The sequence below is a fragment of the Citrobacter sp. S46_ASV_140 genome (assembly GCF_018919545.1).
Lineage (GTDB): Bacteria > Pseudomonadota > Gammaproteobacteria > Enterobacterales > Enterobacteriaceae > Citrobacter > Citrobacter braakii.
Window position 1 is genome coordinate 1 of the sequence record NZ_JAHLRC010000125.1, and the last position, 9,951, is coordinate 9,951.

Here is a 9,951-nt window from a genome sequence, read left to right on the forward strand (position 1 = left end):
GTTCCATAACGCCTCGGGGATGCTGGCGCGCGCCATTGCGCTGCACGGCAACAGCGTAAGTACCGGGGGCGACTATTCCACTGGTGCAGCCCAGGTGATTCTGCCGCGCGTGGTCGGGTCAATGGAGGTATATGAACAGCAGACCTCCTGGCCGCTGGTGCTGAAAAACAGCAAAACGATTGTGCTGTGGGGTTCCGACCTGATTAAAAACCAGCAGGCGAACTGGTGGTGCCCGGATCATGATGTTTATGAATACTACGAACAACTGAAAGAAAAAGTGGCGCGCGGCGAGATCTCGGTTATCAGTGTTGATCCGGTCATCACCTCGACGCACGACTACCTGGGCCGCGACAAGGTTAAACACGTCGCTGTTAATCCGCAGGCCGATGTGCCGCTACAGCTGGCGCTGGCGCACACGCTTTATACCGAGAAGCTCTACGATAAGCATTTTCTCGATAACTACTGCGTAGGGTTTGAGCAGTTTCTGCCTTATCTGCTGGGGGAAAGTGACGGACAGCCTAAAGATGCCCAGTGGGCGGAAAAAATATGCGGGATTGATGCCGATACGATTCGTGAACTGGCGCGGCAAATGGCGGGCGGAAGAACGCAGATTATTGCCGGCTGGTGCGTCCAGCGTATGCAGCACGGGGAACAGTGGGCGTGGATGATCGTGGTGCTGGCCTCAATGCTTGGACAAATCGGCTTACCCGGCGGTGGCTTCGGCTTTGGCTGGCACTACAACGGCGCGGGCACGCCAAGCCGAAAAGGGATTATCCTGAGCGGTTTTTCTGGCTCCACCACCGTACCTCCTGTGCATGACAGCACTGATTATAAGGGGTACAGCAGCACCATCCCGATCGCGCGTTTTATCGATGCGATTCTTGAGCCGGGTAAACAAATTAACTGGAACGGCAAAACCGTCAAGTTGCCGCCATTGAAGATGTGCGTTTTTGCCGGGACCAACCCTTTCCATCGTCACCAGCAGATCAATCGTATTATTGAGGGCTGGCGTAAGCTGGAAACCGTTATCGCCATCGATAATCAGTGGACCTCGACCTGTCGATTCGCTGACATCGTATTGCCCGCGACGACTCAGTTTGAGCGTAACGATCTTGACCAGTATGGCAACCACTCCAACCGCGGCATTATCGCCATGAAACAGTTGGTGCAGCCGCAATTTGAAGCACGTAATGATTTCGATATTTTCCGCGATCTCTGCCGCCGCTTTAATCGTGAAGAAGCCTTTACCGAAGGGCTGGATGAGATGGGGTGGCTGAAACGGATCTGGCAGGAAGGAAGCCAGCAGGGGAAAGGGCGCGGCGTTCATCTCCCCGCTTTTGACGTTTTCTGGAATCAGCAAGAGTACGTTGAGTTCGAACATCCGCAGATGTTTGTACGTCATCAGGCATTCCGCGAAGACCCCGATCTTGAGCCGCTGGGCACGCCGAGCGGTTTGATCGAAATTTTCTCGAAAACCATTGCAGGTATGCAGTATGACGACTGCCAGGGGCATCCGATGTGGTTTGAGAAAATCGAACGCTCACATGGTGGACCCGGGTCGCAGCGTTGGCCACTGCATCTGCAATCCGTTCATCCTGATTTCCGTCTGCACTCGCAGCTTTGTGAATCTGAAGCGCTGCGTAAGCATTATGCGGTAAGTGGTAAAGAGCCGGTGTTTATCAACCCGCAGGATGCCAGCGTCAGGGGGATTCGCAACGGTGATATTGTCCGTGTGTTTAACGCACGTGGACAAGTACTGGCCGGGGCGGTTGTCTCCGATCTCTACTCGCCAGGCGTGGCGCGTATTCATGAAGGTGCCTGGTACGACCCTGATAACGGCGGAGAAACTGGGGCGCTGTGTAAATACGGCAATCCGAACGTATTAACAATCGATATCGGCACGTCTCAACTGGCACAGGCGACCAGCGCTCATACCACGCTGGTGGAAATTGAGAAATATACCGGCAAGGTGGATAACGTGACGGCGTTCAGCGGCCCGATAAAAATGGTGGCGCAGTGCGAATACGTTCCGGCGGAGAAGGTATCGTCATGATAAAACACTCTTCCCTGACAACAGAACAGATGGCCTGCGTTTACGCCTGGCTGGCGCAGTTGTTTTCCCGGGAACGTGACGATGACAGCCTGGCACTTTTGCAGTCCAGCGAAATGGCTGAGTGGTTCGCGGTGCTAAAAGGTGAACCGTCGCTTGAAGCGGAAGTCCTTCAGCTGGAGGAGAAAATTGCTGCGCTTCAGGTGCGTGAGGACGCAACCCTCGAACTGGCGGCTGATTTTTGTAGCCTGTTTCTGATGACGGAAAAACACGCGGCGTTACCCTATGCGTCGGCCCATCTTGAAGGAGGGCCGAATTACGGGGTCATTAAACGATTGTTAGCCGATGCTGGCATGCAGGTAAGCGAAACGTTTAGCGAGTCAGCCGATCATCTGGCAATTTTTATCGAACTGCTGAGTCATCTGCATTTTTCTCTGGGAGAGTCCGGGTTTAGCCGCCAGCGTATTGATGCGCTGCGCAGAGAAACGCTGGCGGGGCTGTTACGCTGGTTACCGGAATTCACCGCCAAATGCCGCCGCTATGATGACTTTGGTTTCTACGGTGCGCTGAGTCAGCTGTTGCTGGCACTGGTCAGGCTGGATATTCAGAACTGAGTGATGGCCTAAGCCACAGAAAAACGGGAATACATTCGCTCTAATGCTTGTCATTTTAATGAAAATGAATGGGCGTAATGAGTAACTGAGAGTGGGACATCCGGAGGCAATGAATCTGTTGCCTCCGGTATATTGCTACATTTACCACTGAGGTGAACGGAACCCTGAGCAAGAATCACATGTGCTCAATAATGCTTAACTTATAAACGTTAGTGCAAATTCGCCCCCATTTTAGCCCTATCACCGCACAACCAGCACGGGACATTTTGCATGGCGTACTACGGCAGCCGCCGTTGAACCCAGCAGATAAGTGCTAAAACCAGGCTTATGTGAGGCAATAACAATAAGCTCAGCGTCTACCGCTTCCGCCAGTTTGAGGATCTGATCCTTCGGCGGGCCGTAAACGACGTGAGTCTGACTCCTGCCTGCAGGAATATTGAACTGCTTAATAATCTCTTCGAGTTTTTCGCTGGCCTTGGCCTGCAGACCGCTTCTGTCCGGGAATTCTGTTGAGTAAGCCAGCCCCAGCGAGGCATAGAACGGAACGGTAGGAATAACGGCTAAAAAGTGGACCTTAGCGGTTTTGGCATGCGCCAGGACCTGTGGAACAACATGGCGGGTTAAATCGGTTTCAGAGATATCAATGGGCACCAGAATTGAGCGATACATATTCACTACCTCCTGTTTGTTTACCTCTACCCAGAGTGTAGCGAAAATCGAATCTGTATAATAAGTGACCAGATCAAGGTTGCATGCATAAATGCGCGTCAATGATAGGTGTGTGTCACAAGTCTTGTCTTGAATGTATATCTGAGCACAACCACAAGAGGGGTATCTTCATTAATACGTGTTATCACGTAATAGAAAAGGGTTCGTTTTTATGTTTTTTCATTATATATTTTATTATATAGCGACTATTGCCAAGGGCATAATTTTAATGCCATTCAGCACTCATCAAACTTTTATTCTGACGTTTCCATAATTAATGGTTAATTAAACCTTGGATTTGGTTTAATTATCTGAATTTAAAAAGGTATTTTATATTTAATTTCGTTCGTATTAATTATGCGAGCGCCTTCAAACTTACCCACATGCTGATTCTCATTTCCCTCTGCGTTTGATGAATATCAATAAGTAGCCGCGTTAGGGTAATTATTGTCTACCCATTAAAGGGTATTCATCTTGTGGGAATAAAAGATGAGAAAAATAAATAAAACCATCCTCGGGACGATGCTGCTGTGCATTGTTCTTGGTGCTGTTATCGTTTTGGCAGGGCAATGGACGTTGCACAAAACCTCAAGCACGGAATTCTGTTTATCGTGTCATACGATGCAGGCACCGTATGAGGAATATACCGGTTCGGTTCACTTTCAGAATCAGAAAGGTATTCGTGCAGAGTGTGCTGATTGTCATATCCCCCAGGGCGGCCTGGATTATCTGGTGGCTAAACTGCGGGCCTCAAAAGATGTTTATCATCAGTTCATAACCAAAAAAATCGATACCCCAGAAAAATTTGAAGAACACCGTCTGGAGATGGCGCAAACCGTTTGGGCACAGCTAAAAGCGAGCGATTCTGCGACCTGCCGTAGCTGTCACAGCATGGACGCGATGGATCTTGCCGCACAAAGCGCAGAGGCCCAGAAAATGCACAAAATGGGCATCGAGGAAAAGCAAACCTGTATTGATTGCCACAAAGGCGTCGCCCATTTCCCACCTGAAATAAAAATGGATGACAGCGCGCTCAAAGGGCTTGAAGCGCAGTCAGCCTCCACCCCTGCTTCGGCAACAGAGCTTTATGCCGTAAGCAACACCGCGCTGGGCGATTTGGGAACCGTTTACCCGGCAACAAAAATGCAGGTTCTGAAAACAACGGACAATACGCGACAGGTCGAGATTCGCGGTAGCCAGATGCAGGGAAATGAACAGGTCATTTACTACGCGGCAGGACAGCGTTTGATTCTTGCCAGCCTGAGTGAAAAAGGTCAGCAATCGCTGAAGATCCTCTCCGACTGGAAAAGAGATGATTACGGCAATGTTTGGCGAGATGTCGTGCTGCAGGGTGAATGGAGCGGTTCCGCTCTCGCCAGCCGTGAACCGATGTGGGATTACGCAAGCAAACTCGACAATGTGTACTGCGCGGGCTGCCATGCGCCAATTCCGGCGAATCATTTCACCCTCAACGCCTGGCCTTCAGTAGCAAAAGGGATGGGCGCTCGCACCAATATCAGTGAAAACGAACTGGATATCCTGAGCCGTTACTTCCAGTACAACGCTAAAGACATGAACAAATAAGCGATAAATCAGGAGAAATCATGAAACTCACAAGACGTGACTTTATTAAGACGGCCGGCGCGGCAACCGGGACAATGGCGATTTCTTCGGTGATCCCAATGCCGGCCTGGGCCGAAGGCCAAAATGGCGGAGCGATTCTGACGGCAGCACGTTGGGGCGCGGTATACGTGGAAGTAAAAGATGGCAAAGTGGTTTCCTCAAAAGGCGCGTTGCCTAAAACGGTGCCGAACTCGTTACAGCAAACCGCGCCGGATCAGGTCCATACCAATATCCGCGTAAAATATCCGATGGTGCGCAAAAGCTATCTGGAAAACCCGGGTAATGCGGATGGTAAACGTGGAAGCGATCCTTTCGTGCGGGTTAGCTGGGAGCAGGCACTGAAACTGATACATGAGCAGCATAGCCGGATCCGTAGCAGCTATGGCCCGGCGTCGATATTTGCTGGTTCTTATGGTTGGCGCTCCAGCGGCGTTCTGCATAAAGCGCAAACCTTACTGCAACGCTATATGAGCATGGCCGGTGGTTACGCAGGTCATACCGGAGATTATTCAACCGGTGCCGCGCAGGTGATCATGCCTTACGTTGTGGGATCGGTTGAAGTCTATGAGCAGCAAACCACCTGGCCGATGGTGCTTGAGCACAGTCAGGTCGTGGTGCTGTGGGGTATGAACCCGCTCAATACCCTCAAGATTGCCTGGAGCAGCACGGATGAACAGGGGATTGAATACTTTAATCTGCTGAAGAAATCAGGGAAAAGCGTCATCGCCATCGATCCGATGCGTTCCGAAACCATTGAGTTCTTTGGTGATAATGCGACCTGGATTGCGCCACATATGGGGACCGATGTGGCGATGATGTTAGGGATCGCCCATACGCTGGTGAAGAAAAATCTCCATGACAAAGCCTTCCTGGAAAAATACACCACCGGATATCCGCAGTTTGAAGAGTATTTGCTCGGCAAGAGCGACAAAATAGAGAAAACCGCCGAGTGGGCTTCCGGCGTGTGCGGCGTGCCTGCGGAGCAACTGGAGAAGCTGGCGGAAATTTTCTCCAGCAATCAAACCATGCTCATGGCGGGTTGGGGGATTCAGCGCCAGCAATACGGTGAGCAAAAACACTGGATGCTGGTGACTCTGGCGGCGATGCTGGGGCAAATTGGTACCGAAGGCGGTGGTTTCGGATTCTCTTATCACTATTCCAACGGTGGTAACCCAACGCGTACCGGGGGAGTATTGCCAGCCATCTCCGCCCAAATTGAGGGTGGGTCATCTGCGGGTAACGACTGGGCGGTTTCCGATGCGGTGATCAGCCTGCCGGTAGCGCGAATTGTCGAAGCGCTGGAAAATCCAGGCGGCAAATATCAGCATAACGGTAAAGAGCAAACCTTCCCGGATATCAAAATGATCTGGTGGGCGGGCGGCGCTAACTTTACCCATCATCAGGATACTAACCGTTTAATCAAAGCCTGGCAGAAGCCTGAACTGGTTGTCATCTCTGAGTGCTACTGGACCGCAGCGGCCAAACATGCCGATATAGTCCTGCCGATAACCACGTCGTTTGAGCGCAACGATCTGACCATGACCGGTGATTACAGTAACCAACATCTGGTGCCGATGAAGCAGGTCATTGAGCCGCAGTTTGAAGCACGCAGTGATTTTGACGTATTTGCCGATCTGGCGGAGATGCTCAAGCCTGGCGGTAAGGCGGTCTACACCGAGGGCAAAGATGAAATGGCGTGGCTGAAGCAGTTCTATGATGCCGCACAAAAAGCCGCCCGCGCCCAGCGTATCGCCATGCCTCAGTTCAACGCGTTTTGGCAGCAAAACAAACTAATCGAAATGCGTGAGAATGAAAAGAATAACAAATATGTACGCTACGCGGATTTCCGCAGCGATCCGGTGATGAATGCGCTTGGAACGCCGAGCGGTAAGATAGAAATCTACTCAAAAACGATTGAAGGCTATCAATACAAAGATTGTCCGCCGCATGCGTCATGGATTGAACCCGATGAATGGAAAGGAACTGCGGATAAAGATCAACTGCAGCTACTGACGGCGCACCCGGCACATCGTCTGCATAGTCAGTTGAACTACGCTTCGCTGCGCAAAGAGTACGCGATTGCCAATCGTGAGCCGGTAACGATTCACCCGGATGATGCGAAAGCCAGAGGTATTGCCGAGGGTGATCTGGTACGCGTATGGAATGCGCGTGGACAGGTGCTGGTGGGGGCACACATCAGTGACGGTATCAAACCGGGAATCATCTGTATCCATGAAGGCGCATGGCCAGATATTGAGAACGGTATCTGCAAAAATGGCGGCGCGAACGTGCTGACGGCGGATATCCCAACCTCAAGGCTGGCGAATGGCTGCGCGGGGAATACCAGCCTGGTATACGCAGAAAAATTCACCGGCGAAGCGCCAAAACTCACCGTCTTTGATGAGCCAGCAATCGTCACTCTGTAATGATGGTTGAAAAGCGGGGGCCGTAAGGCTCCCGCTTTTTATTGCTGGTATGGCAATGTCTTATCGCCGTTACTCTGCCAGCACAATCACATCTCCCGTTGCCGGGGCGTCAGTTCCCGGTAGCCACAATCGACCCCACGAACCGGTGCAATGACAGCCGAGTAGTTTTTCTGGTTGTTGTTGCTTAATAAATTGTCGGGTTCGCCATAGCTTAGCGGGGGAGGCGGTGCGTAAATGGAACCCACCGACGAGGGCGTAAATTTGGTTAACGCCGGTGATGTTTTGGCAATGGCGTACGATATTCTCTATTCCCCGATGCCCGCATCCGGTAATGATGACTAACCCGCGATCAGATTTATAGATCAATACGCCTTCGTCGCTGATGTAATCCGGTTGAGGTGTTTTATCGCTAATAACGCCATAGGCCTGTGGAGTGGCGACACTAATTTCGCCGGACCACAAAAATCGATCGCTGATCGCCAACGGTTCACGGGTGTATTCCATGATTAGTCGAGAGTAGTCGTTATCACGCGAGAGTTTTTTTATTTTTCTTGGCGTTCCCGCCAGGGTTATTGAGGCGTACCGCTCGCAGGCTATTTGGGGATGGCAAATGATACGACTGTTATCCGCCAGCCACGGCACGCCGCCACAGTGATCGTAATGGCCGTGCGAAAGAACCACGGCGGTGAATTGCGTCAGGTCTACGCCCATTTGCGCGGCGTTAAGTATGAAGCTGTCGTCCGGGCCGGTATCAAATAGTATGGTGGTGGTTTCATCCTGAACTAACAGACTTAATCCAGGCTTTGCCCGTAATGATTTATCTGCGCTCGTAGCGCGCCTGTTTTCAAGCAATACCGTGAGGGTTAATGCCATGCCTGACTCCAGTATTAAAACGGCATACTGTAATACATGACCGTTGAGAGCGCTGTGATCGCAGCGCTCTTTGTGCTGACTTAGCGGTGATAGTAATGGCCGTCATCATCGGAGTGATGGTGACGATGCCGCCACGCATGCTGGTTCTCCCTTTGCTCGCGCTCCTGGCGTTCATGCTCTTTATCACGGTTGGCTTCACGGTTTTTGTGATTAGCGATCGCCGTGGCAACTGCTGCGGCCCCAATACCAGCAGCGGCTGCAGAAAGGTAAGGATGTTCGGCACAGCCCGACAGACTAGCCATAATAACCAACGTGGAAATCAGTTTTTTCATTGTGGCGGTATCCGTTACTCGCGCACAATTTTGCCAGCATTCCCGGCATCGCTGTCATTCCAGCTACCGCGACCATTCGTTTTAATGGTGTAAGTGGCATAGCCGACACGGAAAGTCATCGTATCCTGATAGGTATTTACGTCACGCACTTCATTACCATTGACGTACACGCTGGAACCCTCGACGTGAATATCAACGCTGCGTTGACCATTGGCAAATTTGGCTACGTAATTTCCGCTGAATTTGCCGTAAATATCGGCATTATCGTGGTTATCCCGGTCAGCGGTATTTTGCTGCTCTTCACCATGACGATGATGACGGCTCTGCTGGCTGTTGCCGTTCTCAATAAAGCCATGATCGCGGTTCCACTGATAGGATTTATTGATATCGCAGCCATTGAGTTCACTCATTTGCGTACAGCCTGAATGTTCATACTTTTTCTGCATTGCCGGGGTAATTGCGCATGCCGTTGTGGCCGTTGTCAGGCCGAGGACAAAGAGGGTCAGCAGACGTTTTTTCATTTTTTTGCTCACTATCATCATTAAGTTTATTTATAGGAATACGAACTGTTTGAATGTCATGTTTACGACGACGGCAGTCTCCCATTAAATATTAATGACGCATACCAGGGGGAATCCTAATTTATATTAATGGTGAGGGTGTGGGGGCTGTAATATGCAACATTACAAGCAGGTGAATTACGTAGTTTATACAAGTGGGATAAAACGCTTAATTATATTTACTTTTTAATGAAGTGTTTAAAGAAATATTAATATTGACATTAACGGCAGGAACGCAGGCTTGTAAATGTACAGGCCTGCGTGGCGCGTTTTGTCCGCAATATTCATACATAGCGTATTGATGGACATTTTATTCAACACAGGGCAACGTTACCCTTGCGCGGGGATCTGTGCGCGGTGCTGCCTGGCCTGAACCTCATGGGCATATGAATGACCGTTATTCACTGACTGGTGAACGACCATCGCTTTTTCATGTTTATTCATTTGTGAAAAAGGGCGTGCCTGGGATGGTGTTGACGTTGAATTATTCGTCTGCGCGACGTGTTCTTGCGCCATTTGTTGATGTGCAGGGGCACTGCTGTTATTCATCATTTCATGGGCTGCTGCGGCCTGCTGATGCATTTTGGGTGTGTCTGCCGCATTAACGCCAGCTGAAATAAAAAACGCGATAGCGAAAAAAGAGGATATCTTATTCATCATATTTCTCCTGTTTGGGTTTACGGAAGAAATTATAATTGGTGAGGGCTGTCAGCGGCGTGACAGGACTATGACGGTTATGTCAGAGAATCGGTGATGATATATATC

At 50.5% G+C, this 9,951-nt stretch carries 9 protein-coding genes; 4 read left to right on the forward strand and 5 right to left on the reverse strand.

Translation table 11 applies throughout. The features are described 5' to 3' along the window. Nucleotides 1-2,053, forward strand: a 2,053-nt coding sequence (gene torA, locus KQJ19_RS20050) for a trimethylamine-N-oxide reductase TorA (RefSeq protein WP_216404045.1), incomplete at its 5' end; no start/stop codon positions are given. After that, nucleotides 2,050-2,664, forward strand: a complete 615-nt coding sequence (torD, locus tag KQJ19_RS20055; RefSeq protein WP_191220270.1) for a molecular chaperone TorD — start codon at nt 2,050-2,052, stop codon at nt 2,662-2,664. The genes torA and torD, both read left to right, overlap by 4 nt. 240 nt (nt 2,665-2,904) lie before the next feature. Here the strand turns inward: torD and uspF are convergent, their stop codons facing one another. Then, nucleotides 2,905-3,333, reverse strand: coding sequence for a universal stress protein UspF (gene uspF, locus KQJ19_RS20060; protein ID WP_016152141.1), 429 nt, complete (start codon nt 3,331-3,333; stop codon nt 2,905-2,907). 528 nt (nt 3,334-3,861) lie between these two features. Here uspF and KQJ19_RS20065 point away from each other — a divergent pair. Together KQJ19_RS20065 and KQJ19_RS20070 are read left to right on the forward strand one after the other, a co-directional pair. Then, nucleotides 3,862-4,956 carry a NapC/NirT family cytochrome c gene (locus KQJ19_RS20065; protein WP_216404046.1) on the forward strand — a complete coding sequence of 365 codons (1,095 nt, stop codon included), beginning with the start codon at nt 3,862-3,864 and terminating at the stop codon, nt 4,954-4,956. A 20-nt stretch (nt 4,957-4,976) separates the two neighbouring features. Beyond that, entirely contained in the window at nt 4,977-7,421 is a 2,445-nt protein-coding gene (locus KQJ19_RS20070) for a trimethylamine-N-oxide reductase 2 (protein ID WP_047501839.1), read from the forward strand. A 69-nt stretch (nt 7,422-7,490) separates the two neighbouring features. On the opposite strand, the gene KQJ19_RS20075 is transcribed toward KQJ19_RS20070, so the two are convergent. The 4 genes from KQJ19_RS20075 to KQJ19_RS20090 form a co-directional block, all read right to left on the reverse strand. Beyond that, nucleotides 7,491-8,294 (reverse strand): MBL fold metallo-hydrolase, encoded by an 804-nt coding sequence (locus KQJ19_RS20075; RefSeq protein WP_216404047.1) that lies wholly within the window; start codon nt 8,292-8,294, stop codon nt 7,491-7,493. 80 nt (nt 8,295-8,374) lie between these two features. Continuing rightward, nucleotides 8,375-8,626 carry a membrane lipoprotein lipid attachment site-containing protein gene (locus KQJ19_RS20080; RefSeq protein ID WP_016155920.1) on the reverse strand — a complete coding sequence of 84 codons (252 nt, stop codon included), beginning with the start codon at nt 8,624-8,626 and terminating at the stop codon, nt 8,375-8,377. Between the two features lie 14 nt (nt 8,627-8,640). Further along, nucleotides 8,641-9,147, reverse strand: a complete 507-nt coding sequence (locus KQJ19_RS20085) for a hypothetical protein (RefSeq protein ID WP_047358081.1) — start codon at nt 9,145-9,147, stop codon at nt 8,641-8,643. Between the two features lie 369 nt (nt 9,148-9,516). Then, on the reverse strand, nt 9,517-9,843 hold the full coding sequence (locus KQJ19_RS20090; protein WP_016152147.1) for a hypothetical protein: 327 nt from the start codon (nt 9,841-9,843) through the stop codon (nt 9,517-9,519). Nucleotides 9,844-9,951: the final 108 nt, after the last annotated feature.

Bases quoted from the DNA above. Each gene is read 5' to 3' on its own strand.
- torD (WP_191220270.1), top strand. From the start codon at position 2,050: ATGATAAAACACTCTTCCCTGACAACAGAACAGATGGCCTGCGTTTAC.
- uspF (WP_016152141.1), bottom strand. From the start codon at position 3,333: ATGTATCGCTCAATTCTGGTGCCCATTGATATCTCTGAAACCGATTTA.
- KQJ19_RS20065 (WP_216404046.1), top strand. From the start codon at position 3,862: ATGAGAAAAATAAATAAAACCATCCTCGGGACGATGCTGCTGTGCATT.
- KQJ19_RS20070 (WP_047501839.1), top strand. From the start codon at position 4,977: ATGAAACTCACAAGACGTGACTTTATTAAGACGGCCGGCGCGGCAACC.
- KQJ19_RS20075 (WP_216404047.1), bottom strand. From the start codon at position 8,294: ATGGCATTAACCCTCACGGTATTGCTTGAAAACAGGCGCGCTACGAGC.
- KQJ19_RS20080 (WP_016155920.1), bottom strand. From the start codon at position 8,626: ATGAAAAAACTGATTTCCACGTTGGTTATTATGGCTAGTCTGTCGGGC.
- KQJ19_RS20085 (WP_047358081.1), bottom strand. From the start codon at position 9,147: ATGAAAAAACGTCTGCTGACCCTCTTTGTCCTCGGCCTGACAACGGCC.
- KQJ19_RS20090 (WP_016152147.1), bottom strand. From the start codon at position 9,843: ATGAATAAGATATCCTCTTTTTTCGCTATCGCGTTTTTTATTTCAGCT.